The sequence below is a fragment of the Pseudomonas fluvialis genome (assembly GCF_014207935.1).
Classification (GTDB): domain Bacteria; phylum Pseudomonadota; class Gammaproteobacteria; order Pseudomonadales; family Pseudomonadaceae; genus Aquipseudomonas; species Aquipseudomonas fluvialis_A.
On sequence record NZ_JACHLL010000003.1, the window covers coordinates 30,950 to 55,411 of the forward strand.

The 24,462-nt window shown below is 61.3% G+C and carries 22 protein-coding genes; 6 read left to right on the forward strand and 16 right to left on the reverse strand.

The genetic code is table 11. The annotated features are described in order from the left end of the window. Positions 1-36: 36 nt before the first annotated feature. The 3 genes from prpC to HNP49_RS09145 are packed head-to-tail and all read right to left on the reverse strand — an operon-like array spanning position 37 to position 2,809. Complete coding sequence (prpC, locus tag HNP49_RS09135; protein ID WP_184682583.1) at positions 37-1,164, reverse strand: 2-methylcitrate synthase; 1,128 nt, start codon at positions 1,162-1,164, stop codon at positions 37-39. A 32-nt stretch (positions 1,165-1,196) separates the two neighbouring features. Further along, positions 1,197-2,084, reverse strand: coding sequence for a methylisocitrate lyase (gene prpB / locus HNP49_RS09140; protein ID WP_184682584.1), 888 nt, complete (start codon positions 2,082-2,084; stop codon positions 1,197-1,199). Next, on the reverse strand, positions 2,081-2,809 hold the full coding sequence (locus HNP49_RS09145; protein WP_184682585.1) for a GntR family transcriptional regulator: 729 nt from the start codon (positions 2,807-2,809) through the stop codon (positions 2,081-2,083). The genes prpB and HNP49_RS09145 overlap by 4 nt, the downstream gene beginning before the upstream one ends. A gap of 263 nt (positions 2,810-3,072) precedes the next feature. On the opposite strand from HNP49_RS09145, the gene HNP49_RS09150 reads away from it, so the two are divergent. Genes HNP49_RS09150 through HNP49_RS09160 form a run of 3 tightly spaced genes read left to right on the forward strand, consistent with a single transcriptional unit; the run spans position 3,073 to position 6,125 of the window. Continuing rightward, complete coding sequence (locus tag HNP49_RS09150) at positions 3,073-3,606, forward strand: ATP-dependent zinc protease (RefSeq protein WP_184682586.1); 534 nt, start codon at positions 3,073-3,075, stop codon at positions 3,604-3,606. Positions 3,607-3,611: 5 nt separating this feature from the next. Next, positions 3,612-5,135, forward strand: coding sequence for an inactive transglutaminase family protein (locus HNP49_RS09155; protein WP_184682588.1), 1,524 nt, complete (start codon positions 3,612-3,614; stop codon positions 5,133-5,135). A 6-nt stretch (positions 5,136-5,141) separates the two neighbouring features. After that, positions 5,142-6,125 (forward strand): alpha-L-glutamate ligase-like protein, encoded by a 984-nt coding sequence (locus HNP49_RS09160; protein ID WP_184683428.1) that lies wholly within the window; start codon positions 5,142-5,144, stop codon positions 6,123-6,125. Between the two features lie 57 nt (positions 6,126-6,182). On the opposite strand, the gene HNP49_RS09165 is transcribed toward HNP49_RS09160, so the two are convergent. The 7 genes from HNP49_RS09165 to HNP49_RS09195 all read right to left on the reverse strand — a co-directional run bounded on the left by HNP49_RS09165 (position 6,183) and on the right by HNP49_RS09195 (position 16,956). Continuing rightward, positions 6,183-7,343, reverse strand: a complete 1,161-nt coding sequence (locus tag HNP49_RS09165) for a MalM family protein (RefSeq protein WP_184682589.1) — start codon at positions 7,341-7,343, stop codon at positions 6,183-6,185. A 1-nt stretch (position 7,344) separates the two neighbouring features. After that, positions 7,345-8,937, reverse strand: a complete 1,593-nt coding sequence (locus tag HNP49_RS09170; RefSeq protein WP_184682591.1) for an outer membrane protein transport protein — start codon at positions 8,935-8,937, stop codon at positions 7,345-7,347. Positions 8,938-8,955: 18 nt separating this feature from the next. Beyond that, positions 8,956-9,960, reverse strand: coding sequence for a transporter (locus tag HNP49_RS09175; RefSeq protein ID WP_184682593.1), 1,005 nt, complete (start codon positions 9,958-9,960; stop codon positions 8,956-8,958). Between the two features lie 38 nt (positions 9,961-9,998). Then, complete coding sequence (locus HNP49_RS09180) at positions 9,999-10,766, reverse strand: C39 family peptidase (protein WP_184682594.1); 768 nt, start codon at positions 10,764-10,766, stop codon at positions 9,999-10,001. An 84-nt stretch (positions 10,767-10,850) separates the two neighbouring features. Further along, positions 10,851-11,294, reverse strand: a complete 444-nt coding sequence (locus tag HNP49_RS09185) for a DUF6160 family protein (RefSeq protein WP_184682596.1) — start codon at positions 11,292-11,294, stop codon at positions 10,851-10,853. 242 nt (positions 11,295-11,536) lie between these two features. Next, on the reverse strand, positions 11,537-14,245 hold the full coding sequence (locus tag HNP49_RS09190; RefSeq protein WP_184682598.1) for a LuxR C-terminal-related transcriptional regulator: 2,709 nt from the start codon (positions 14,243-14,245) through the stop codon (positions 11,537-11,539). After that, positions 14,245-16,956, reverse strand: a complete 2,712-nt coding sequence (locus HNP49_RS09195) for a LuxR C-terminal-related transcriptional regulator (RefSeq protein ID WP_311772094.1) — start codon at positions 16,954-16,956, stop codon at positions 14,245-14,247. The genes HNP49_RS09190 and HNP49_RS09195 overlap by 1 nt, the downstream gene beginning before the upstream one ends. A 164-nt stretch (positions 16,957-17,120) precedes the next feature. Here HNP49_RS09195 and pabB point away from each other — a divergent pair, with 164 nt between their 5' ends. Continuing rightward, positions 17,121-18,467 (forward strand): aminodeoxychorismate synthase component I, encoded by a 1,347-nt coding sequence (pabB, locus tag HNP49_RS09200; RefSeq protein ID WP_184682602.1) that lies wholly within the window; start codon positions 17,121-17,123, stop codon positions 18,465-18,467. Positions 18,468-18,521: 54 nt separating this feature from the next. On the opposite strand, the gene thrH is transcribed toward pabB, so the two are convergent. Then, complete coding sequence (gene thrH, locus HNP49_RS09205) at positions 18,522-19,139, reverse strand: bifunctional phosphoserine phosphatase/homoserine phosphotransferase ThrH (RefSeq protein ID WP_095938794.1); 618 nt, start codon at positions 19,137-19,139, stop codon at positions 18,522-18,524. 192 nt (positions 19,140-19,331) lie between these two features. On the opposite strand from thrH, the gene HNP49_RS09210 reads away from it, so the two are divergent. Next, positions 19,332-20,066 carry a phosphoadenylyl-sulfate reductase gene (locus HNP49_RS09210; protein ID WP_184682604.1) on the forward strand — a complete coding sequence of 245 codons (735 nt, stop codon included), beginning with the start codon at positions 19,332-19,334 and terminating at the stop codon, positions 20,064-20,066. Between the two features lie 56 nt (positions 20,067-20,122). On the opposite strand, the gene cysB is transcribed toward HNP49_RS09210, so the two are convergent. The 5 genes from cysB to HNP49_RS09235 all read right to left on the reverse strand — a co-directional run bounded on the left by cysB (position 20,123) and on the right by HNP49_RS09235 (position 24,002). Beyond that, the gene (gene cysB, locus HNP49_RS09215) at positions 20,123-21,097 is read right to left on the reverse strand and encodes an HTH-type transcriptional regulator CysB (RefSeq protein WP_184682611.1); all 975 of its coding nucleotides are present in this window, start codon (positions 21,095-21,097) and stop codon (positions 20,123-20,125) included. A 125-nt stretch (positions 21,098-21,222) separates the two neighbouring features. Further along, complete coding sequence (locus HNP49_RS09220) at positions 21,223-21,723, reverse strand: universal stress protein (RefSeq protein ID WP_184682613.1); 501 nt, start codon at positions 21,721-21,723, stop codon at positions 21,223-21,225. Positions 21,724-21,762: 39 nt separating this feature from the next. Further along, entirely contained in the window at positions 21,763-22,668 is a 906-nt protein-coding gene (locus HNP49_RS09225) for a 5'-nucleotidase (protein WP_184682615.1), read from the reverse strand. Between the two features lie 12 nt (positions 22,669-22,680). Further along, positions 22,681-23,616: a putative 2-dehydropantoate 2-reductase gene (locus HNP49_RS09230; RefSeq protein ID WP_184682617.1), complete on the reverse strand. Its 936-nt coding sequence runs from the start codon at positions 23,614-23,616 to the stop codon at positions 22,681-22,683. Beyond that, positions 23,616-24,002, reverse strand: coding sequence for a thioredoxin family protein (locus HNP49_RS09235; RefSeq protein WP_184682619.1), 387 nt, complete (start codon positions 24,000-24,002; stop codon positions 23,616-23,618). Before HNP49_RS09235 ends, HNP49_RS09230 begins: the two co-directional genes overlap by 1 nt. On the opposite strand from HNP49_RS09235, the gene HNP49_RS09240 reads away from it, so the two are divergent. Then, on the forward strand, positions 24,001-24,414 hold the full coding sequence (locus tag HNP49_RS09240) for a PilZ domain-containing protein (RefSeq protein WP_184682621.1): 414 nt from the start codon (positions 24,001-24,003) through the stop codon (positions 24,412-24,414). The two genes, HNP49_RS09235 and HNP49_RS09240, sit on opposite strands and share 2 nt — an antisense overlap. The last annotated feature ends 48 nt before the right edge of the window (positions 24,415-24,462 follow it).

Consider the following 24,462-nt stretch of genomic DNA (forward strand, 5'->3'; position numbering starts at 1 on the left):
GCAGTCGGGGCACCGGCAGTGGGCGCCCCGCCCTACTCAGCGCTGATCCAGGGCCGGCACGGCACGCTGCTCGACGCCGATATAGTCGGCACTCGGGCGGATGATGCGGTTGTTGGCCCGCTGCTCGAACACGTGCGCGGTCCAGCCGCTGGTGCGCGAGCAGACGAAGATCGGGGTGAACAGCTTGGTCGGGATGCCCATGAAGTGGTACGCCGAAGCATGGTAGAAGTCGGCGTTGGGGAACAGTTTCTTCTGCGCCCACATGGTTTCGTCGATGGCCACGGAAACCGGGAACAGCACGCTGTCGCCCACTTCTTCGGCCAGGCGCTGGGACCACTGTTTGATCACTTCGTTGCGCGGGTCGCTTTCCTTATAGATCGCATGACCGAAGCCCATGATCTTGTCCTTGCGCGCCAGCATGGCCAGCAGCTCGGTGACTGCCTCTTCGGGGCTGCTGAAACGCTCAATCAGTTCCATGGCCGCCTCGTTGGCACCGCCATGCAGCGGGCCGCGCAGCGAGCCGATGGCACCGGTGACGCAGGAGTACAGGTCGGACAGGGTCGAGGCGCAGACACGGGCAGTGAAGGTAGAGGCGTTGAACTCGTGCTCGGCGTAGAGGATCAGCGAGACGTTCATCACCCGCACATGTAGCTCGCTCGGACGCTTGCTGTGCAGCAGATGCAGGAAGTGACCGGCAATGCCGTCTTCGTCAGTAATGGTGTCGATACGCACGCCGTCATGGCTGTAGCGGTACCAGTAGCACATGATCGCCGGGAACACGGCGAGCAGGCGGTCGGCCACGTCGCGCTGCTGCTCGAATGACAGCTCCGGCTCCAAGGTGCCGAGCATGGAAGCGCCGGTGCGCATCACGTCCATCGGATGGGCGTCGGCCGGAATACGCTCCAGCACTTCCTTCAGTTCCAGCGGCAGGCCACGCAGGCCCTGCAGTTTTTCCTTATAGACAGCCAGCTGGCTCTTGTTCGGCAGAGCGCCGTACAGCAGCAGGTAGGCCACTTCCTCGAAGCAGCATTTTTCCGCCAGTTCACGCACGTCGTAGCCACGGTAAGTCAGACCGGCACCGGTCTTGCCCACGGTGCACAGTTCGGTCTGCCCGGCCACCTGGCCACGCAGGCCGGCGCCACCCAATACTTTTGCTTCAGCCATGGTTATCGGTCCTCTTCAGGCAAGTGATCTGGTCAGTTCTTCTTCTGGGCGAACAGCGCGTCGAGCTTCTGCTCGAAAGCGTGGTAGCCGATGCGGTCGTACAGTTCCATGCGGGTCTGCATCAGGTCGATGACATCCTTCTGGTGACCGTTCTGGCGAATCGAGGTGTAGACCGCCTCGGCGGCCTTGTTGGCGGCACGGAACGCCGACAGCGGATAGAGCTGCATGGCCACACCAACCGAGGCCAGCTCGTCGCGGGTGAACAGCGGGGTCGCGCCGAACTCGGTGATGTTGGCCAGCACCGGCACCTTCAGCGCGTCGACGAAGCGCTTGTAGGTCGGCAGGTCGTAGGCAGCCTCGGCAAAGATGCCGTCGGCACCAGCCTCGACGTAGGCCTGGCAGCGCTCGATGGCTGCGTCCACGCCCTCGGCCTGGATGGCGTCGGTGCGGGCGATAAGGAAGAAGTCCGGGTCGGTCTTGGCGTCAGCGGCGGCGCGCACGCGGTCAACCATCTCCTCACAGGAAACGATTTCCTTGCCCGGACGATGGCCGCAACGCTTGGCGCCGACCTGATCCTCGATGTGGGCCGCGGCGGCACCGGCCTTGATCAGGTTCTTGATGGTGCGCTCGATGTTGAAGGCGCTGGGGCCAAAGCCGGTGTCGATGTCCACCAAGAGCGGCAGATCGCAGACGTCGGTGATGCGGCGCACGTCGGTGAGCACATCATCCAGGGTATTGATGCCCAGGTCCGGCAAGCCCAGAGAGCCAGCCGCCACACCGCCACCGGAAAGGTAAATGGCCTTGAAGCCGGCACGCTTGGCCAGCAGCGCGTGGTTGGCATTGATGGCACCGATGATCTGCAGTGGCTGCTCGGCAGCAATCGCCGCGCGGAAACGCTGGCCGGGAGTTGCTTGACTCATGACTCACCTCGGGACTTCGACGGTTTGACGGTGGCGCCACGGGCCTGGCTGGCCTGGTAGTGGCGTTCGATATTGCGTTTGGAGGCTGCGATATGGCGGCGCATCAGCAGTTCGGCCAGCTCGCCATCACGCTCGGCGATGGCATCGAGAATGCGGTGATGCTCGGCAAAGGCCTGTCGCGGCCGATTGGGCGTGGCGGAAAACTGCAGGCGGTACATGCGCACCAGTTGGTACAGCTCGCCACAGAGCATGCGGCTGAGGGTCTGATTGCCGCTGCCCTGGATGATCCGGTAATGGAAGTCGAAATCGCCTTCCTGCTGGTAATAGCCAACCCCGGCCTTGAAGGCGGCGTCCTGCTCATGCAGGTCGAGCACCCGGCGCAGATCATCGATCTCGGCCTGAGTCATGCGCTCGGCCGCCAGACGACAGGCCATCCCCTCCAGAGACTCACGGATCTCGTACAGCTCGATCAGCTCGGCATGCGACAGCGACACCACGCGCGCACCGACATGGGGAACGCGGACCAGCAGCTTCTGTCCTTCCAGACGGTGAATGGCCTCGCGCAGCGGCCCGCGACTGATGCCGTAGGTGCGTGCAAGCTCCGGCTCGGAAATCTTGCTGCCGGGAGCGATCTCACCTTTGACAATGGCCGCCTGGATAGTACGGAACACCTGCTCGGAGAGGGTTTCCGTGTCATCCAGAATGGGCAGCGCCTGCTCGGACATATTGTCGACACCATCGCTTTGATTGAGGCAATTATCAGCAATCCAGAGCCACACATGTCAAACATTTTTATTTGATTGTCGACAATCTAGCGACAAACGGATTCGTCGCCAAAGCTCGGGCAGGACTTCAGATCGTGCGCTAAGCACCTGTCGCCACTGAAAAAGCGCGTGTTAGAATGCCGCGAAATAACATCCGGTCGGCAGCACCCAGTCAGCTGCTAGACTCGATAGTCATTCGCACGCCCCGCAGCCATCCGGACCCTATGACCCGCCTAGCCCTTCTTGCCACCCTGCTGACTTTCCTCTCGGGCACCGCGCTCGCCGTGGAAAAGACCGTGTATGGCCTGAACGAATACGCGCGCCTGCAAGGCATGGATCTGCAGGTCGCGGCCAAGCTCGATACCGGCGCCAAGACGGCCTCGCTGAGCGCCCGCGATATCGAGCGATTCAAGCGCGATGGCGAGACCTGGGTACGTTTCTACCTGGCCATCGACGACGCCCACGAACATCCGATCGAACGGCCGCTGTCGCGCATCAGCAAGATCAAGCGCCGCGCCGGCGACTTCAATCCCGAGGAAGGCAAAACCTACACGGCCCGGCCGGTGATCGAGCTTGAACTGTGCATGGGCACGGCGCTGCGCAACATCGAGGTCAACCTGACCGACCGCAGCGCCTTCCAGTACCCCTTGCTGATTGGCTCCGAGGCGCTCAAGCGCTTCGGCGCCCTGATTGACCCCAGTGTGAAATACGCAGCCGGCAAACCGCGCTGCACGTCTGAAGCTCTTGCTGCCGAGTAACCTACATGCGCTCTCTGAATCTGCATCTGAAAGTTCTCATCACCCTGCTGGTGAGCCTGGGTGTACTGATTACGGCCTACCAGATCTTCATCCTTGGCATTCCGGTGACCGAAGATGAGACCGACGATCTGTGGAACATCGACGCCAAGGTCGAGTTCCAGGCCTCGCCCAGTGTGCCGGTCAAAATGCAGATGTTTGTCCCGCCGCTGAATCAGGACTACGTGAGCCTGAACGAGAGTTTCATCTCCAATAACTATGGCGTCAGCGTCAACCGTGCCGAAGGCAACCGCAAGGTAACCTGGTCGGCCCGCCGCGCCAGTGGCAAGCAGACCCTGTATTACCGTCTGGTACTGACCAAGCGCTACAGCGGCGAGAAGCCCAAGGAAAAGGGACCGATCTTCCGCGACAGCCTGCCAGTTGAAGGCGCCGAGAAGATTGCCGCCGAAGCCCTGCTCGCCCCGATTCGCCAGCACTCGGCCGACGTCGAAACCTTCGTCAGCGAGACCATCAAGCGGGTCAACAACGAGAAGGACGACAACGTCAAACTACTGCTCGGCGGCGACAGCTCGGTCGGCAACAAAGCCAAGATCGCCGATCTGCTGCTGTCCATCGCCCACGTCCCGCTGCAGCGCGTGCACACCGTACGCCTGGCCAGCGAGCAGCAGACCCCGGAACTGTGGCTGCGCACCTTCAATGGTGAGAACTGGCTGTATTTCAACCCGGAAACCGGCGAGCAGGGCCTGCCCAATGATCGCGTGATCTGGTGGACCGGTGACGAGCCGCTGGTCAATCTGGATGGTGGCAAGAAAGCCCAGGTGACGTTCAGCCTGAACAACAGCGAAATGAATGCCATTCACCTGGCCAAGCTGTCGGACGCCAACACCAGTGCCGGCTTCCTCGAATACTCGCTGTACGGCCTGCCGCTGCAGACCCAGCAGACCTACCAGATCATGATCATGATCCCGATCGGCGTGCTGGTGATCCTGATCCTGCGCAACCTCGGCGGCCTGCAGACGCTCGGCACCTTCACCCCGGTGCTGATTGCCCTGGCCTTCCGCGAAACCCAGCTGGGCTTCGGTATCGCCCTGTTCACCCTGATCACCGCCCTGGGCCTGTCGCTGCGCTCCTACCTTGAGCACCTCAAGTTGCAGATGCTGCCCAGGCTGTCGGTGGTGCTGACCTTCGTGGTGGTCCTGATCGCCGTGATCAGCCTGTTCAGCCACAAGCTGGGCCTGGAGCGCGGCCTGTCGGTGGCCCTGTTCCCGATGGTGATCCTGACCATGACCATCGAGCGCCTGTCCATTACCTGGGAAGAGCGTGGCGGCAACCATGCCTTCAAGGTCGCCGTGGGCACCATCATTGCCGCCTCGCTGGCGCACGCCCTGATGAGCATTCCGGAACTGACCTACTTCGTCTTCACCTTCCCGGCGGTCCTGCTGATTCTGGTGGGCTTCATGCTGGCGATGGGTCGCTACCGCGGCTACCGCCTGACCGAACTGTTCCGTTTCAAAGCCTTCCTGAAGGATTGAGCCATGATCGGTCTCTGGAAACGCTGGAAGGACCTGAATGCCAAAGGCATCATGGGCATCAACCGACGCAATGCGGACTTCGTGCTGAAGTACAACAAGCGTCACCTGTATCCCATTGTCGATGACAAGATCATCACCAAGCAGCGCGCCATCGAAGCCGGCATTCATGTGCCGGAAATGTATGGCGTGATCTCCACCGAGAAGGAGATCGAGAAACTCGACTCGATCATAGGCGAGCACAATGACTTCGTCATCAAGCCGGCGCAGGGTGCCGGCGGTGACGGTATCCTGGTGATCGCCGACCGCTTCGAAGGGCGCTACAAGACCGTCTCGGGCAAGATCGTCAGCCATGACGAAATCGAGTACCAGCTGTCGAGTATCCTTACCGGCCTCTACTCCCTGGGCGGCCACCGTGACCGCGCGCTGATCGAGTACCGCGTCAAGCCGGACCCGATCTTCAAGAGCATCAGCTATGAAGGCGTGCCGGACATTCGCATCATCGTGCTGATGGGCTACCCGGTGATGGCCATGCTGCGCCTGCCGACCCGCCAGTCCAACGGCAAGGCCAACCTGCACCAGGGCGCCATCGGCGTCGGTGTGGACCTGGCGACCGGCATCACCCTCAAGGGCACCTGGCTGAACAACAAGATTAGCAAGCACCCGGACACGGCCAACGCCGTGGACGGCGTACAGTTGCCCAACTGGGATGGTTTCATGAAGCTCGCGGCCGGCTGCTACGAGCTATGCGGCCTCGGCTATATCGGCGTGGACATGGTGCTGGACCAGGACAAGGGACCGCTGATCCTCGAGCTCAACGCCCGCCCGGGCCTCAACATCCAGATCGCCAACGACTGCGGCCTGGCCCTGCGTACCAATGCCATTGAGGCCCATATCGCCGAGATGCAGAAGAAAGGTATTCAGGAAACCCCGGAAGAACGCGTTCGCTTCTCCCAGCAGGCCTTCGGTCACGTCGTCACAAGCGAAGTCTGAAGCGCTCTGGCAGAAACAAAAAAGCCCGGTTGATCCGGGCTTTTTATTGCGCGGCGATCAGCGCACCACAGCCAGCTCGAATGAACCCTGCTCGGCATGCTCATGCACCTGCATCCCTGCCTCATTGACTGCCAGATCTTGCAGAGGGCGCTTGAAGGGCTTGTTGTCCAGCGTCTTCAGGCTGCGATCCTCATCGGTACTCAGCAGCAGGACGTAGCGCTCGCCCTTGTCAGCTTCGACTGGCACGGTTCCCTCGATGAAGGCATAGCGATACCAGGTTTCGCCATGCAGTTGATACACCGCATCGCTGACCAGACGCGTCGGCCGCTTGGCCTCATCGAGGAACAGCAGCGAGGGATAAACCACCTTCTGGTTGGCAAAACTGCGCACTCGCAAACCGTAGGTGCGATAGGAACTGGGCAGCTTCACCGCTGCGTAGTAGCTGCGCCCCATGGGGAAATCGAAACTCGGCGAGAAGTTATTGATCTCCTCGTAACGCGGCTCCGCAGCACTCAGCTCACTGAAATCATCATCCAGCATCTGCCCGCAACACTGATCGACCAGCTCGGCATACAGGCCCTCCTGCTCTTCGGGGCTACCACCCAGCAAGGCACGCATGGCCTCGGTTGGCTGGCCATCCAGGCCCGGCAGATTGGCAGCAGCCTGCTTGAACTGGACCTGACGCCCTTCGGTGTACTTGATCGCTCCATCCTGCCCCGACGAGCGCGCGGCAGGGTCGCCGCTGGGCACGGTCGAGTTATGCATACGCCCCTGCTCGTCGACCCAGGTGTAATAGGATTCGCCATTCTCACTGCGGCGAAAGCCCTTGCCTTCCAGCACATCGGCATCGATGTATTCGCCGCTGCGCTCGCCATTGGGCAGCAGGTAGTCGCGTCCCTGACCACCCACCGGGTTGTTGGCATAGAAGCTGTTCTGCAGGTTGCCGCTGCCATCAACCCAGGTGAAATAGCGCCGCTTGCTTTCACCTGAAGCCTTGCTGCCCGGCCAACGCGCGTTCTGCTCATCCAGCTGGCGCGCTTCATCGCTCAGACTGATACGTCTCTCGGCCTGACGCTGCTGCTCGGCATATCGGCCATCGACGAAGGTATTGTGCACCCGCCCCTGCTCGTCGACCCAGGTGAGATAGCGACCTGCGGCCGCCTGCAGGGTAGCCGAGGCCAGAAGCAGCGGTAGAAACACAAAAGGACTGGCACGCACGTCAGAACACCGTTTGGTAGGTCAGCGCCAGAATATACGCATGCACCGAGGTTTCCACATCCATGCCGGCGTAAGGGTTGTAGACCAGATTATCCAGGCCCGTGCAGTTGATGTTGCAGCTGGTATTGGCCGGGATATCGGTTTTGCTGACAAAGTAGTTGAAGCCCAGATCGATCTGCGTTTCCTTGTCCCAGCGATAACCCACGCCAAGACCATAGAGATGTGCGTCGCCGATAGGCGCCAAGGCATCGGCTTTGTCATCGGGAATTGCTGATGGACGCCACTCATAACCGGCACGCAGCTGCACCCGCTCATTCAAGTCATACTGCACACCCAGGGCCCAGCTCCAGGTGTCCTCGTAGCCACGATCCAGGGTCAGGGTATTGGCCGTGGCATTGGCCGGATCGAAGTTCTTGGCAATGCGCAGCACATCCAGCTCGCGGTCGAACTTGATTTCGAACTCGTTCCAGTCGCTGTAGCCGCTCCAACGCCAGTCCATGTTGAACTGCCACTTGTCGAACGGCTTGAGCTTGATACCGGTGGAAAAGTTGTCCGGGTAAGTCAGATCGAGTGAGGCATTGCCGATTTCCTCGTCGACATTGCCGTAAGGAAACAGCGGCGACAGGATCGCGCCGAACAAGGAGCCCTGCATGCCACTCCAGAAGCCCTGCCAGTCCTTGGAATAGTCGACCCGGTACTTGCCCTTGAGGTGCATGCGCGCCTCGCTCTGATAGGTCGCGCCCCAGGCGAACCAGTCTGTCGGCTCCCACAGCACCCCCAGGTTGTAGGTCGGCGAGAGGCTCTGCTGCAGGTCAAGATCCAGATTGGCCAGCGAATCGAACGGGCTCAACTTGCCACCACAGAAGTTGGCCAATATCTGGACCAGCTCCAGCCCCGGCACGCACAGCGCCTCGTTGAACAGTCGCGCGACCCCGGTCAGCAAACCCGGGTTACGGAAATCCTGATTGAGTGCCATGGCCTGATGGGAAAAACCGATCGACAGGCCCAGGGCCAGCTCGTCGTTGACCTCGTAGCCCAGCGATGGCGAGAAATAGGTGATGCGCTGCAGCGCCACTTCCTTGCCCTGAAAGCGCCCTGGGTCATCGTCATCGCGCGAATAACCCAACGCCATCGGTGCATAAACGTTGGTGGCGAAGGTGAACTTGGAGCCCGGCGGATTGATCGACAGACCCGCCAGCGGCGCAAACAGCATGGGCACTTCGGTCATGCCGCCCAGGCCAGGCAGGTACATCGCCGGAGTCAGGGTGCGGCTGCTGCTGTTGGCTTCAGGATCATCGCTGTAGCCAAAAAAATCCTCGCCATAGCCTGCCGGCGCATCAAACCCGGCGCGGATATCCATGACCCCGGTGAGAAATTTCACCGTGGTCTGCCGCCCCTTGAGCTTGGTCAGTGCCGCCGGGTTGTAATGCACGGCATCGATACCAGTGGAGTCGGCCGTCACCGCATTGGCCAGCCCCATGGCCTTGGGGTTGCCAATGGTCAGGTTGTTGGCCAGTTGCGCCTGAGCAACACCGGCCATGATCGCCCCAACCCCGGCGAGCAACCGCGCCAGCGGCAGAAAAGAAAACTTCATGCTGCACCTGCTTGCGCGTTATTCGGCCTTGAGGCCCTTGATGTCCAGAGGCACAGAAACGCCCAGCAACACATCGGGGGAGTCTTCGGTCATGCCGAAACCGGCGTTGACGTTGACGATGTAATCGGGCGCCGTGCGCAAGCCCAGAGAGAAGTTCATGACCGCACTGGTCTGTTCGGTACCTTCGATCGTCTGATCCTGGAAGTAGTACTTGTCGGCCAGGGTGTAGGCCATCTGATAGGACGCCGAAAGCGAAACGTCATAGGACAGCGCGTAGGCAAAGCCCATGCTGGCGGAAATGGTGTCGCCAGGTTCAACCTTGTTAAGCAGGCGCCCACCGCGAACCTGACTGATATCGGTGTCGGCGAAATTGATGGTGTAACCCAGAGAGCCGAACAGCACGACCGGGTCGACCACATAGGACATGTTGCTGCCGAAACCCAGGCTGTAGAAGCCGCTGCCGGTCGACAGGTCATCATCGATATTCATTTCATACGGGCTATCGCCGGTGGGCAACCCGAGGGTCGCATACAGCGTGGTGACAGGCTTGCCAGCAACCGACGCCCAGGGCTGGTAACGCAGACTGGCCGAGACGTCGCCGAGGCTGTAGGCATTCATGTCGCGTTCGGTATCGAACTTGGCCACCAGCGGCAGTCGCACGCTGAAGGTCATGTTGTCCCACACGCCATAGTCGAAGGTGAATGAGTTGGTGAAGGTATGCTGTGCTTCACTCTGGCCAATGACGCTATAGCTGTCGGTGCCGCGCTGAACGGTCTCGATCATGGTGTCGCGCACCAGCGAGTAGTCGACACCGTAGGTCAGCGTGCGTTCGCCCTTCTTGAGCAGGGTGTAGCTCTGCTCGGCGGCCTGAAAGACCTCCTCAAGCGCCTTGGCGCTGTCGGCATCGTCATCCTTCTTGGTCAGCGCCTGACGCGCATCTTCAACCGCCGCCTCGTCAGCCCAGACACTGCCCGCACTGCACAGCACGAGCAGCCCGACGACCGCATACCCCCTAACATCCATCACTCTATCCCCAGTTCTTTATTGTTATGCCGGGTGAATTATTTTCGGCGAATGTAGTGAATGTTCCCATTCGAGCCGAGCTCGGTAGCCTGGTTCTCACTGAATTTGGTGATCTGCGGAAACTCGCGAAAAGCCAGCAGACTGACCGTACGATCATCGATGATGCGCAAATCGCGATCAGCCAGTGCCAGAGCATTCTGCGGCTCCTGACCACTGGGGTAGATCACGAACAAGATATTCTGGTCCCACACTTCTTCGAAGCGGGCACGGGTAAAGCTGATATTGCCCAGCGACGGGTCGGCGATGAATACATGATCGTTGTAGACATCGCGCACCACGACGAAGTGCTTGAAACCGGCATAGTGCACCGGGACGATCGCGGGGTGCTCAAGGTCGTCGAGATCCTTGAACTCGGCCTTGAAGCCGCCGCTCTTGTAACCCAAGGCACCGACAAAGCGCTTCATGTCGAGCAACGAAAAACCGCGGCGCTGGACAATCTTTTCGGCCTCGCCAAAACGCAGCAAGCCTTCCATCACCTGGCGCTCCTCCAGGTTACGCCCCAGGTAATAGTCCAGCATGGTGGTCAACGCAGCAGATCCACAGCTGTAGTCGTAAGCCTGCCTGACGACATTGCGAAACTGCAGTTCGCTCATCGGCTCCAGTTGCACGCGCTCACGATTGACCGTGGCGGAACTGGTGGTCAACGGCTGGGAGATATTCACAGCGCCTTCCGGCTGCGGCTTGGTGTCCACCGCCTGGGTGAAACCGAACACCCCCAGCAGACTCCCCAGCAAAATCTCGATCATGCCTACAACTCCAAATGACCACCTAGAGAAAGGCCTTATCGGCTTGCGCCGATAAGGCCTTCCATGTACCGCTTAAATCAGGAATCAGTGACCCCAAACACGAATGGCCGAGCCACCCATGTTGATGTCGGAGATAGCCAGACCGCCGATGCTGGTGCCACCGGTCAGAGTACCGCCGGCATAGTTGCCACCGATGTTGATGTTGGCCACGGTGACGGTACCGGTCATGGCAGGCAGGCCAATCTGCAGCTTCTGCACGCCGCCATCGTCGATTACGTCGACGGTCAGCGGGTTGGCATCGGCAATGGCAAAGCCAGTCATGGAGATACCGCTCAGGTTCAGCTTGTTGCCATCGTCGATGTAGGCAACGTTACCGACGGTGCCGGAGAAGTCACCGGCGATGCTGATACCGGCCTGACCGGTTACCGCGGACATGGAAGCGTCATCCATGGATTTCAGTTCGGCTTGAGCCATGAAGGAAGCAGACAGAACAGCAGCAGCCAGAGCCAGTTGTTTGAAGCTTTTCATTATTTTATGTCTCCAAAGTTCGCAGGTGGGGTTTCCCCGGTTACTCATGCTGACAGCCTGTCAGCACCAGCAGGACCGACTTTCGCCGATCGCCAAGCCCGACCGGTTATCCCTGGTCGATCGGGCCTGGTTCCGTGAGGCGGGTTGCCTCTCGTCCTGGGACACAAGCTACTTTCCTCACCCCCACCTGCCAGCCCATCCAAGGGATGGCGGATTGCCGAGCATTTTTCCAAACACCCGGCTCAGGCCTCGCTGAGTAACCCCATGCTCTTGCCTTTGAGTACTGCCTGGGTCCGGCTGCGAACACCGAGCTTGGCAAAGAGGTTGTGCAGATGCCACTTGATGGTGGCCTCGGACAGGTGAACCGCCTGGGCGATATCACGATTGGACAGGCCGGCCGCGACAAACCGGAGGATTTCTCGCTCCCTGTGGCTGATGTCCTGATTCTCTTCGAAGGCCTCAGGATCCACCGCCAGCCGCCGGCATTGCTCGCGCAACCCTTCGGCCAGGCCGCTCCAGCCCTGGGCTTGCAGCGGCTCGGCCTGACTCCAGGCCTCCCACAGCGGCAGCAGCCACAGTGCTTCATCGAGAAACAGGCGCCGGTAACCACGCGCCCAGGCTTCCTCCAGCACAGACTGGAAAAGGGCGAAGGCCTTGTCACTGTTACCCTTGCGCCAGCTTGCCACAGAAAGTAACAACGACAGACGCAGACGCCGATCACGCTGGTGCTCTGCTGTCTGTTTTGCCAAACACTGCTCCAGCTGAGCCTGAGCCTTGTCGGCACGTCGCTCACTGAGCGCCAGATGCGCCTGCGCCAATGCCAGGGAAACATGAGCGTCCGGATAGCGCCCCTCGGGCAGTACCGCCAGGTGACGTTCCAGCTGCAGACAGCTGCGCTCCGCCTCATTGGGCCTGCGCAGCCACAGCAGAAACTGCACCTTGCAGGCGATGGCATGGGCATAGACCCGCTCGTAGCCCGGGCCATGCAGGCCGGCGATCCACTCATCGAGCTGCTCCAGCGCCTGCTCGGCTTCGCCGGCAAAGAAACGCCCACGCGCCATGACCAGCTGACCACGACTGACCAGCTCGACAGGCGTCGCCACATCGCGCCAGGTCGTGGCCCGCGGCAGCTCGGTGAGGATTGCCGCATGGCGATCCTGTTCGTAGAGCAGGTCGGCATAGGCCAGCGACAACGGGCCACCCACCCGGCTGCGCCGGCCAAACACCCGTTCAACCCGAGCCCGGGCCGCCTCGGAGATCGAGCGCCCTCTCTCCAGCTCGCCGCACTCCTTGCAGATCAGCGCCTCGATCAGGCTGGTCACCACGTTGAGGTATTCGCTATCGGCCACCCGCAGACAGGTGCGCGCCACGGTAATCGCCTTGCTCGCTTCGCCAAACTCGCCAAGCAAGGCATAAGCGGCCGCCTGCACGCAGCTGAGGCTGGCGCGGAACACGGGCTGATTTTCCGGCACCATGGCCAACCACTGACGGGCAATCTTCAGGCATGCCTCCAGCTTGTCCTGATAGAGCAGCACCAGCGCCTTGAGCACCTGGGTGACAGCCAGCAGTTCGGTCATGCCAAAGTGCATGGCCTTGCCACGCCCCTGCAGCAAACGTCCGCTGAGCTCCTCGATCAATGCCTCGGCCTCGGCAAAGCGCTGCTCGAAAGCCAGCTGCCAGGCGTAGAAGATCTGAAACACCACATGATCGCGAATCACCTCGGCCGGCACCGACTTGAGCATGGCCAGGATCGCGTAGACCCGGTTGCCGGCTACCAGGCGCGCACCCTGGCGCTCGAGCAACTCGGCGGCGAAGCTGTAGTCGCGCGCCCGAAGTGCGTAGCGAATCGCCCGATCCGCCAGATCATGGCCTTCGCACCAGCGCGCCGCCGCATGTAGCAGACGCCCGGCATCGCCACGCTTATTCAGGCGCCCCTGAAGGAACTCGGCAAACAGATGGTGATAACGGAACCACTCGCCATGATCATCCAGGGCGATCAGGAACAACTGATCCCCCTGCAGGCGATCCAGCAGATCCTGCCCGTCACGCTCACCCGTCAGGGCATTGCATAGGTCGGCATTGAACTCATCGAGTATCGAGGTCTGCTCGAGAAAGCGCTGCAGGTCTTCGGGCAGACTGTCGAGAACATCCTCGGCCAGGTAGTCGGCGATATTGCGTTCAGTGCCGCTGAGTTCGGCCAGGAACGCCGCCCGATCGCTGTGCCGCTGCAAGGCCAGCACCGCCAGGTGCAACGCGGTTATCCAGCCCTCGGTGCGCCGGTAGAGCAACTCCACTTCGGCCTCGGACAGTTCCAGCTGACGCACATCCAGCAGGTAGGCCTGGGTTTCGGCCAGGCTCAGGCGCAGATCCTCGGCCTTGAGCCAGAACGCCCACGGCTCGTCATACAGGAAACGTGGCTTGAAACGGGTACAGGTAATCAGGTGGACATTCTTCGGCAGGCGCTCGACCAGATAACGGGCACCGCTGACCAGGCCCGGATGACGAATGCGATGAAAGTCATCCAGGGCCACGTAGAGCTCGCCTTCGACTTTCTGCAAATCGGCCTGAAAAGCATCGACCAGCGCTTCGAGTGGCAACGTGATCTCGCTGTGCAACAGGTTGCTGACCTGTTCGCCAAAGCCGGGCACCACACGCTCGATGGCACCGATGAGATAGAGCAGAAGGCGCTGCGGCTCGCTGTCGGCCTCATCGCAGGACAACCAGGCCAGCCGGGCACCGGTCTGCTGCAAACGTTGACCGAACTGATAAAGCACCGTGCTTTTGCCAAAGCCAGCGGGGGCACTTAGGATCAGCAGGCGCTTGTCACGCTGATCGAACAGACGCTCGATCAATGCACCACGCACCAGCATCGGACGCCCACCCAACTCCGGCGGGTAAAGTTTGGTTGGCAGCAGGGGTAGGCGTTTTTTCGCGAGGCTTTTCGCAGTCATTATTCAAGCAATCCCAACTCGCGGGCACGCCGGATCGCTTGCGTCCGATTACGTACCTTGAGCTTCTCGTAGATGTTGTGCAGGTGCCACTTCACCGTGCCGAGGGCCAGACTCAACTGCTGGCCGATTTCCTCGTTGGAGTGGCCGCGTGCCGCCAGGCAGACCACCTCGCGCTCACGCTCGGTCAACCCCTCCTCCAGTACATCTTGCGCCTTGCTCGCGGCCTCTCCCGGCCAGATCGCCAGCAGACTGCGGATAAAGCCCTGCAACGCGGGCTGGCGTTCGGCTGCCTCCAGCTGCTGCAGCAACTGGCGAATGGCTTCACCCTCCTCGACGAACAGACTGCGCACGCCTTCGCGCTCGGCACCGACCAGGCACTGCACCAGCAGGCTATAAGCACGCTCCTGATAGCCCAGCCGCTGATAGCTGAGGGCCGCCAGCAGATCCAGACGCAGGCGTTGCAGGCCATGCCAGTTGGGCAAGAGCTGGCCACGCAACTGAGTGATCTCGTGCAGGGCCTCACTGAAATGCCCGCGTGCCTGCTGCAGGCGCACCCGAATCAGGCCCTGCAGCCAATGAACCGGGTTGTAGCCCTGCTGGCGATACTGCACCGCCAGCTTGTCCCAATCGACACTCTTGAGCCGCTGCTCGGCACGCTTGAGACGGTCGGTGGCAGGTTCCTGCAGGATCAAGGCAATCTCATCGACCAGTGCCAGCGCGTAAAAACGCCAGGACTGGTTGCGCGCTGCCAGATTCTGCATGGTCAGCAGGGTATTGAGGGCATCCTTGGGCCGCATCTGCATGCGCTGCACACGCGCCAGACCAAGCATGCCCTGGGCGTAGAGATCGATCGGATTGATCACGTCGACGTGCTTGAGACCGCGCATCAGGCGCTCTTCCAGACCACTGTAACGGCCCTGTTGGTAGTCGATCAGCGCCTCGGTAATGGTCGGCAAGGCCAGCGCGGTAGCCGAGCCGGCAAAGCTCGGCATGGCCTTCGCGTGCAACTGCGCACACAGGTCATGCGCCTGCTTGATGCTGCCCTGCTCCAGCGCCAGGATCACCTCGACATTGGACAGCTGCATGTCGAGGTAACGCCCTTCGAGGAAGTGATTGCGCTGTTGCGCCAAGCCAAGCAAGCGCCGCGCCTGGTCCGGCTGCGCAAGCATGGTGTGAGCCAGTGCTCCGATGACCAGCATGGCCACCTCGAGAAAGGCCGACTGCTGACCCAGGCGCGGTTCGATCCGGCGCACCAGGGTCACGCACTGCTCAAGGTCATCCTTCTGCAGCGAGATCACAGCCTTGACGGCCAGCGCTGCCACATAGCTGTCGTTATTCAGGGCATCGGCCTTGCCATCGCCCCAGCGCGCCAGCAGCTCATCGAGCATGCGATTGGCTTCGGGCAGTGCCAAGGTCGAGGCCTTGTCCCAGACGTCGGCGAGAATCAGGATTGGATAACGCTCGGCGATCTCATCCGGCACCTTCAGGCGCCAGCGATAGATGGAGCTCAGCTGGCCGCGATTGATCAGCTCCAGGCCGCAACCATCGACCAGCGCGGCCAGCATCTCCGGGTCTTCGGCCAGCGCCGCATGCTCGATCGCCAGGTTCTGCATGCGGTGGTTGGCAAACCACAGACAGGCATTGAAATGCAGTTGCTTGAGCCGGTCAGGATCGCGCTCGCGCAGGCGCTGGCGGAGAAATTCGGCAAACAGATGATGGAAGCGATACCACTGGCGTTCGCGATCCAGCGGCACCAGAAACAGCTGTTGCTGCTCCAGTTGTTCCAGCAACGCCTGACCATCCTGGCGGCCACACAGGGTGCTGGCCAGGTCGCCACACAGCTGGCTGGGCACGCCCAGGGCCAGCAGCGATTCCTGTAAATCGGCCGGCAGTCGCTCGAACACCCCGCTCAGCAGATAGTTGCCCACGGCACTCTGATCACCACTGAGGCCACGCACTTCGGCCGCCGCCTCCGGTCGATTGCGCAACCACAGGCTGGCCAGGTTGAGGCCGATCATCCAGCCCTCGGTATGGTCATACAACTGGGCGAAGGACTCCTCGCCAAGCGACAGGCCGCTGCGTTCCAGATAATGCCGTGCCTCGACCGCGGACAGACGCAGCTCATCCTGACCGATTTCCAGCAGCTGGCCCTTGGCCCGCAGGGTCGCGAGACTCATCGATGGCAGGTTGCGACTGCCAATCGCCAGGGTGAAGGCAGCCGGCGCCAACTGCACCAGACGAGTCAGGGCAGCGAGAATCTCGCGATTCTGTACCAGGTGCAGATCATCCAGTACCAGAAACAGTGGTCGCTCCAGATTGGCCAGATCGAGCAACAGGCAATCGACAACCGCCGCCACCGGCACCTGAATCACGTTCTGCAGATAGCCCAGTGCCTGCTCGCCAAAACCCGGCACGGCCAGGGCGAGACTGTCGATCAGGTGAGTGAAGAAGCGCGCAGGATCATCATCCTCGGCCGCGAGAAACAACCAGGCCGTGCTGTCGCCGCCCTGCTGGCGCTGTTCGGCCAGTGTGGCCAGCGCCGTGGTCTTGCCGAAGCCGGCTGGCGCGCACAGCAGCAGCAGACGTGCATCGGCATGCTCGGCCAGCGCACGCTGCAAACCCGGGCGGGGCACGTTATCGGCAGGTACCCGCGGAGGGGTCAATTTGGAACGCAAAAGGCTGTCAGCAGCCGGATCCTGAACATCGTCCACAGCCAATATCCCTGGTTCATTATCATTGTAGTGAGGGCTATCGTCCCTCTGGGATACGCTCATACTAATCAGCACCCGCCGTTCAAGTAAACCCGCAGAGAGGCTCTAGGACGAAGGCAGCCGGCAGTCTACAATCGGCGTCCTCGCCTCCCTGGCCAGACCTGATGCCGACCTGCTCCGTTATTGCGCTCGCCTACCGAGCTGACCCTGCCGACTACTTCAAGCGACTCCGTTGTGCAGAGGGGGCCGTACTGCTCGATGCCGGGCGCCCCAATGCCGAGCGCGGACGCTATGACCTAATCAGTGCCTGGCCATTGGCCCAGCTGCAAATCGGCAGTGACGAATCGGCCAACGACTTTGCCGCGCGCCTGCGTGACGCCCTCACCCGACTGGGCCACGCCACGCTGCCTGATGGGTGCGAGTTGCCGTTCGCAGGCGGCTTGATCGGCTACCTCAGCTACGACTTCGGCCGTCGACTGGAAGATTTGCCCAGCCAGGCACGGGATGACCTGCAGATGCCGCAGGCGAGCTTCGGCCTGTATGACTGGGCGCTGATCACCGATCACCATGAACAGCGCTGCCAGCTGGTCTGCCACCCCAGTCTGCCAGATGCCCGCCGCGACAGACTGCTGCAACTGCTACGCAGCGACGCCCCACCGGCGGCGGGCAGCTTTGCCTTGCAGGCCCCCTTTCAGGCGGACATCAGTCAGGCGGGTTACGCCGAGGCGATCGGGCGCATTCAGGACTACATCCACAGTGGCGACTGTTACCAGGTCAACTTCGCGCAACGCTTCCAGGCCCCCTATCAGGGCAACCCCTGGCCTGCCTTCGGCCTGCTGCGCCAGGCCTGCCCGACACCCTTCTCTGCCTATCTGAGCCTGGGCGTTGATGACGCCATCGTCAGCCTGTCGCCAGAACGCTTTCTCAAGGTCAGCCAGGGGCACGTGGAAACGCGACCGATCAAGGGCACCCGGCCACGTGGCAACACCGAATCAAGTGACCAAGCCAACGCGGCAGAACTGCTGAGCAGCCGTAAGGATCGCGCAGAGAACCTGATGATCGTCGACCTGCTGCGCAATGACCTGGGGCGCAGCTGCGCCATTGGCTCGGTGCGGGTACCGGAGCTCTTTGCTCTGGAAAGCTACCCCAACGTGCACCACTTGGTGAGTTGCGTGACCGGACAGCTGGCGCCCGGCAAAGACAGCATCGACCTGTTGCTCGGCAGCTTCCCGGGCGGCTCGATTACCGGCGCGCCGAAAATCCGTGCCATGCAGATCATCGACGAACTGGAACCGACCCGCCGCGCCATCTACTGCGGCTCCCTGCTCTATCTGGACGTGCGCGGCGAGATGGACAGCTCGATCGCCATCCGTACGCTGCTGTTCAAGGACGGCCAGGTCTCCTGCTGGGGCGGTGGTGGAATCGTGGCCGACTCCAACTGGCAGGCCGAATACCAGGAGTCGTTGACCAAGGTTGATGTGCTGCTGCGCACCCTGGAACAGACGCTCTGAGCGTGTCCACAAGAAAAAAGGCCCGCATTCGCGGGCCTTTTTTATGACTCAGCCTTACAGGCTGAGATTGCGTACCGAGGCCTTGAGGAACTCTTTCTTGAGATCCTCATAGGTGTGTACGGCCGGGAATTGCGGAAACTCGCGAATCACGTTATCCGGTGCATGGAACAGGATGCCAGCATGGGCCTCACTGAGCATGGTGGTGTCGTTGTACGAATCGCCGGCAGCGATCACCCGGTAGTACAGACTCTTGAAGGCAATGACAGACTGACGCTTGGGGTCCTTCTGGCGCAGCTGGTAATCCACCACGCGATCGGTCTCATCGGTGATCAGCTTATGGCACAGCAGGGTCGGGAAGCCCAGCTGACGCATCAGCGGCTGGGAGAACTCGTAGAAGGTGTCGGACAGGATCACCACCTGGAAACGCTCACGCAACCAGTCGACGAACTCCACGGCGCCTTCCAGCGGCTTCAGGGTCGCGATCACGTCCTGAATATCCTTGAGCTTCAGGCCATGCTCATCGAGGATGCGCAGACGCTGCTTCATCAGCACGTCGTAATCGGGAATGTCGCGGGTGGTCGCCTTCAGCGCGTCGATACCAGTTTTCTCGGCAAATGCGATCCAGATTTCCGGGACCAGCACGCCTTCCAGGTCGAGACAGGCGATTTCCACAGGCGACTCCTTGAACGAGGTAATGAAAGAAGGCGGCACTCTAGCGACTCGCCTGCCGCAGTGCAACGCGTGGCTTATACCCAAAGCATAAGGTCACCGTTAGCTATCGTTATTTAGGAATATAAAGCGGCTTTGCTACCATCGCACCCACGAAAGCGCCGCGCACAGGCGCCAGTGATAAGGAAACGCCTGATGAGCCAACCCTTCAACGCCGCCGAGCTGGCTGCCAGTTACGCCAGCAAGTCGCCGCAAGACATCCTCAAACTCGCCTTCGAGCATTTCGGTGACGAGCTGTGGATTTCCTTCAGCGGTGCCGAAGACGTGGTGCTGGTCGACATGGCCTGGAAGCTGAACAAAAACGTCAAGGTGTTCAGCCTGGACACCGGTCGCCTGCATCCTGAGACCTACCGTTTCATCGAGCAGGTCCGTGAACACTACGGCATCGCCATTGAAGTGCTGTCGCCGGAAGCCGCAGCCGTCGAAGCACTGGTGAAGGACAAGGGCCTCTTCAGCTTTTACAAGGATGGCCACGGCGAATGCTGCGGCGTGCGCAAGATCGCCCCGCTCAAGCGCAAACTGGCTACGGTCAAGGCCTGGGCCACCGGCCAGCGCCGCGACCAGAGCCCCGGCACACGCAGCCAGGTGGCCGTATTCGAACTGGATGCGGCCTTCTCGACGCCGGAACATCCCCTGTACAAGTTCAACCCGCTGGCCCAGATGAGCAGCGAGGAAGTCTGGGGCTACATCCGCATGCTGGAGCTGCCCTACAACCCACTGCACGAGCGCGGCTTCATCAGCATCGGCTGCGAGCCCTGCACCCGCCCGGTGCTGCCCAACCAGCATGAGCGCGAAGGCCGCTGGTGGTGGGAGGAAGCCACGCACAAAGAGTGTGGCCTGCACGCCGGCAACCTGATTACTAAAGGTTGATCGAGTGCCATGAAAAAGCCCGGCCTAGGCCGGGCTTTTTGTTGCGCAGAAGAACCTCAGTAAACCGGCAGCTCGACGCCCTCGAACAGCTCATCCAGCTCAGCCTTGTTATGGCATTGCAGCGCCTTGGCCACCCGTTCGCGGGTCAGGTGCGGGGCGAACTTCTCGATGAAGTCATGCATGAAGCCGCGCAGGAAGGTACCGCGGCGGAAACCGATCTTGGTCACGCTGGATTCGAACAGCTCGCTGGCATCGAGCATTACCAGATCACTGTCGAGCTTGGGATCAACCGCCATGTGCGCCACGATACCGACGCCCAGCCCCAGTCGGACATAGGTCTTGATCACGTCCGCGTCGGCGGCGGTAAACACCACCTTCGGGGTCAGGCCGCGATGACTGAAGGCATCATCGAGCTTCGAGCGCCCGGTAAAGCCAAATACATAGGTCACCAGCGGCTGATCAGCCAATGCTTCCAGGGTCAGCTTCGGCAATTTGGTCAGCGGATGCCCCTGAGGCACGATAACGCAACGGTTCCAGCGATAGCAGGGCATCATCACCAGATCGCCGAAGAGCTCCAACGCCTCGGTGGCAATGGCAAAGTCGACGGTGCCGTCGGCGGCCATCTCGGCAATCTGCATCGGCGTGCCCTGATGCATGTGCAGCGCCACGTCGGGGTACTGCTTGATGAAACTGCTGATCACCGGCGGCAATGCATAGCGCGCCTGGGTGTGGGTGGTGGCGATCGACAGGGTGCCCTTCTTCTCGTTGGAGAACTCTTGGGCAATCTGCTTGATGCTCTCGACCTTGCGCAGAATCTCGCCGGCGGTGGTGATGATCCGCTCACCCGCCGGGGTGATGCGGGTCAGGTGCTTGCCGCTACGGGCAAACACTTCGACACCCAGCTCATCCTCAAGCAGACGAATCTGCTTGCTGATACCCGGTTGCGAGGTATACAGGCTCTGCGCCGTCGCCGAGACATTCAGATCATGGTGCGCGACTTCCCAGATGTAGCGCAGCTGCTGCAGTTTCATGACTCTCCCTCGGAGCGGCGGCACCGCCCCCGTCAACAACGACCTTTGTTATAACCATATTAATGGTTTAACCAGTAAAGCTAGTCGCTTTTTTTTATTCTGCTTGCCGTCCGTCCGACGACCTATCAGAAATCCCCGCGCCCGCGGTGCTGCAGCATGGGCACCAGGTACACCGGCACCTCGGCCAGCTGCAGCAAGCGCAGAGCCGTTCGGCCCAGCGGCGCATCCCAGGCGGTGCCGTGGCTGTGGCTTCCCGCCACCACCAGCTCCACGCCCAATCGATTGGCCTCATCGAGAATCACCTGTGGCGGATCACCCTGGACCACTTGCAACGAAGCAATCAGTTGCATGTCCTGCCCGGCGTCCTGCATTTCCTCGCGAAAGCTTTCCAGCACACGCTGGCGGATACTCTCCAGCACCACCTGCATGCCCTTCTCGCGCAACTCGCGCAAACGCGTTTCCTCGACATAGGTCTGCAACACCGACTCGGCAAACAGACTGAGTGGCTCCACGGCATGCACCACATGCAACTGGGCGCCGAATGACCGCGCCAGACTCAGAGCGTGCTGCAGGACGTAGGGCGAATACAGGCCCAGATCAGTGGCATACAGGATCGACTGCACCATGTGACTTCCTTAACTACCAACGTGGCTTCTACAGGGTAGTCAGCCCTGCTCGCTATTGCTGATGCCGTGGGGCACATGACCAGTTGGTACAACACCGCGGGCCTTCTCGCAGTGGCCCAGCTGATCATCGAAAAACACGTCGGCAGCAAAAGCCTCGAGGAACCCCGACTTGTCCAGGCCACCGAGAAACAGCGACTCATCCAGACGGATGTCCCAGTCGCGCAGGGTGCGAATCACCCGCTCGTGGGCAGGCGCCGAACGCGCCGTGACCAATGCCGTGCGAATCGGACAAGCCTCTATCGGAAAGGCCTGCTGCAACCGGTTCAGGGCGGCCAGAAAGGGTTTGAACGGCCCGCCCGCCAGCGGCTGGTGCGCTGCCTGACGCTCACTACGCTGGAAAGCATCCAGCCCGCTCTGCTGGTAGACCCGCTCGGACTCATCGGAAAACAGCACGGCATCGCCGTCGAAGGCAATGCGCAGCTCACCACTGTCGGCCCGGCGACTGCCACCGGAAAGGATGGTCGCCGCGGCAAAACCAGCGGCCAGCGCGTTGCGCACATCCTCGGCATGGGTCGATAGAAACAGATGGCAGCCAAACGCCGCCAGATAGGGATAGGGACTGCGCCCCCCCACGAATGCCGCACGGGAGATCGGCAGGCCATGCTGCTGGATCGAATTGAATGCGCGCAGGCCCGTATCGGCGCTGTTGCGCGACACCAGGATCACCTCGGTACGCGCTTCACCGCTCGGAGGGTTGAGCGCCAGCAGTTTCTGCACCAGCGGAAAGGCCTCGCCAGGCTGCAGACACTCATCCTCATGCTCGATCTGATACTGCCGGTAGGCTTCGATGCCCTCTGTCTCATAGACCCGGTGACTGGCACTCAAGTCGAACAAGGCACTCGAGGAAATCGCCACCACCAGTTTGTCGCCCAATCCCTTGGCCATGATCAGGCTCCTTCAGCGCGCTTCGAGGAAGCGCAGGCTTTGCAGCAGCATGCGCGTCTGCGGCATGCGTACGCCCGCGGCGGCCGCAGCGGCAAGCGGTGCAGCATAAACCGCGTCTAGCTCCATCACCCGGCCCAGTTGCCAGTCGTGGTACATGCTCGGCAGATAATCCGGCATGCGGTCGGTCGCCAGCAGCAGCTTGTCCGCCAAGCCCTCCGGCAACGCATGACCAGAGGCGGCGGCCGCTGCGATCACCTCTTCCATCAGGCTGGCAATCAGGGCACGACTATCGGCCTGCTGCATCATGGCTGCCGTACCGCTGTTGAGCAGCACGGAAAGCCCGTTATAGGGAACGTTCCACACCAGCTTCTGCCAACGCGCCTGCGCCAGATTGGCGACCGGATTGGCCTCGATAGCAGCCTGTCGCAGCAGTGCCACGCCTTCGGCGAGCACAGCCTCGCCATCACCGGGGCCCGAGTGGTAGCCCAGATTGATGCCGCCATAAGCCTGATGCACGATCTGCCCGGCGGCAGCACGGTGCACGCAGATGAAACACAGGCCGCCCAGCAGATGCAGGGAATCCGGCAGCAGCGGGCGCAGCGCCTCTTCCACAGCCAACCCATTTTGCAGCAACACCACCTTGGCTCCGGGTGCGGCAATCTGCACCAGCAGTGGGGCCAGCTCGGCGTTACTGGTGGTCTTGGCTCCCACCAGCAGCCAATCGCACGCCGGCATGCTGGCCGCATCGGCATAGACCTGCAGGTTGCTCAGATGCAGCTGGCCATGCACCACACTGTCGAGTCGCAGGCCCTGTTCAGCTACAACGGCGTAGTCGCTGCGCAAGAGAAAATGGACATCCAGACCGGCACGGGCCAGCAGTATGCCGTAATAACCGCCAATCGCCCCGGCACCAATGATGCCGATCCGCGGCGAGCGTTGTTCAACCATCAGGGAAGCTCCTCGGCTGGCTGTTGCCACTGCACGGCCAGCGCCTTGACCAGCGAGTCGCCACGCAGAGCTGCGCGCACCTCGCCAAAAAAATGACCATCACGGACCAGAAACAGAGCTGGCAGATGGAAAACCTCGTAACGACTGACCAATCCCTGACTCTCGCCGGCATCGATCCAGATCAATCGCTGAACGGGCAGCGCCTGTTTAGGCAACCACTGCTCCAGAAAACGGCAACTGGCACAACCCATGCTGGTAAAGATCACCAGCGAGGCGCCCGGCAGATCCAGTAACTGGCGATCGGCATCCAGATCCGACAGCCGCAGATTAGCCACTATACTGACATCACCGCCTTGCGTTTGTCGGCACTCGGAGTACGCCGCCATGCGTCAATACCTGCGTCACCCTACAGAAATGCCGGTGGAGCTGATTGCCCGCAAGCAGCAGGTGCACCAGCAGCTCAACAATATCAGTCTCGGTGGGGTTGCCTGCAACTCGCAGCGCAACTTCAAACGCGGCCTCTGGGTCGAGCTGCACGTGCCCCTACTCGGCAGCGAAGCCCACTACAGCGGCGTGATTGCCTGGTGCCGCAAGCGCGCCAGCGACTATCTGGTGGGCATCGCCTTCACCGACGAAGACAACCTGTTCCGCGCACGCATGGTCGAACAGGTCTGCCAGATCGAGTGCTATCGCCTGCAACGCGAAGCCGAAGTCGGCCACAGCCTACCGATAGAAGAGGTCGCCCGCGACTGGATTGCCTTGCACGGCGCAGCGTTTGCGGCATCCGGCCACGCCTGAAGCCCGCCCTGCCCATTGTTTCCGCCCGCCCGACGCGCTAAGGTTCGG

Excerpts from the sequence above, each read along its gene's own strand:
- HNP49_RS09180 (WP_184682594.1), bottom strand. The coding sequence starts at position 10,766 with ATGATCGAGATTTTGCTGGGGAGTCTGCTGGGGGTGTTCGGTTTCACC.
- HNP49_RS09175 (WP_184682593.1), bottom strand. The coding sequence starts at position 9,960 with ATGGATGTTAGGGGGTATGCGGTCGTCGGGCTGCTCGTGCTGTGCAGT.
- HNP49_RS09145 (WP_184682585.1), bottom strand. The coding sequence starts at position 2,809 with ATGTCCGAGCAGGCGCTGCCCATTCTGGATGACACGGAAACCCTCTCC.
- HNP49_RS09150 (WP_184682586.1), top strand. The coding sequence starts at position 3,073 with ATGACCCGCCTAGCCCTTCTTGCCACCCTGCTGACTTTCCTCTCGGGC.
- pabB (WP_184682602.1), top strand. The coding sequence starts at position 17,121 with ATGCCGACCTGCTCCGTTATTGCGCTCGCCTACCGAGCTGACCCTGCC.
- HNP49_RS09185 (WP_184682596.1), bottom strand. The coding sequence starts at position 11,294 with ATGAAAAGCTTCAAACAACTGGCTCTGGCTGCTGCTGTTCTGTCTGCT.
- HNP49_RS09225 (WP_184682615.1), bottom strand. The coding sequence starts at position 22,668 with ATGGCCAAGGGATTGGGCGACAAACTGGTGGTGGCGATTTCCTCGAGT.
- HNP49_RS09230 (WP_184682617.1), bottom strand. The coding sequence starts at position 23,616 with ATGGTTGAACAACGCTCGCCGCGGATCGGCATCATTGGTGCCGGGGCG.
- prpB (WP_184682584.1), bottom strand. The coding sequence starts at position 2,084 with ATGAGTCAAGCAACTCCCGGCCAGCGTTTCCGCGCGGCGATTGCTGCC.
- HNP49_RS09240 (WP_184682621.1), top strand. The coding sequence starts at position 24,001 with ATGCGTCAATACCTGCGTCACCCTACAGAAATGCCGGTGGAGCTGATT.
- prpC (WP_184682583.1), bottom strand. The coding sequence starts at position 1,164 with ATGGCTGAAGCAAAAGTATTGGGTGGCGCCGGCCTGCGTGGCCAGGTG.
- HNP49_RS09170 (WP_184682591.1), bottom strand. The coding sequence starts at position 8,937 with ATGAAGTTTTCTTTTCTGCCGCTGGCGCGGTTGCTCGCCGGGGTTGGG.
- HNP49_RS09220 (WP_184682613.1), bottom strand. The coding sequence starts at position 21,723 with ATGGTGCAGTCGATCCTGTATGCCACTGATCTGGGCCTGTATTCGCCC.
- HNP49_RS09235 (WP_184682619.1), bottom strand. The coding sequence starts at position 24,002 with ATGGCGGCGTACTCCGAGTGCCGACAAACGCAAGGCGGTGATGTCAGT.
- HNP49_RS09190 (WP_184682598.1), bottom strand. The coding sequence starts at position 14,245 with ATGACTGCGAAAAGCCTCGCGAAAAAACGCCTACCCCTGCTGCCAACC.
- HNP49_RS09155 (WP_184682588.1), top strand. The coding sequence starts at position 3,612 with ATGCGCTCTCTGAATCTGCATCTGAAAGTTCTCATCACCCTGCTGGTG.
- HNP49_RS09210 (WP_184682604.1), top strand. The coding sequence starts at position 19,332 with ATGAGCCAACCCTTCAACGCCGCCGAGCTGGCTGCCAGTTACGCCAGC.
- cysB (WP_184682611.1), bottom strand. The coding sequence starts at position 21,097 with ATGAAACTGCAGCAGCTGCGCTACATCTGGGAAGTCGCGCACCATGAT.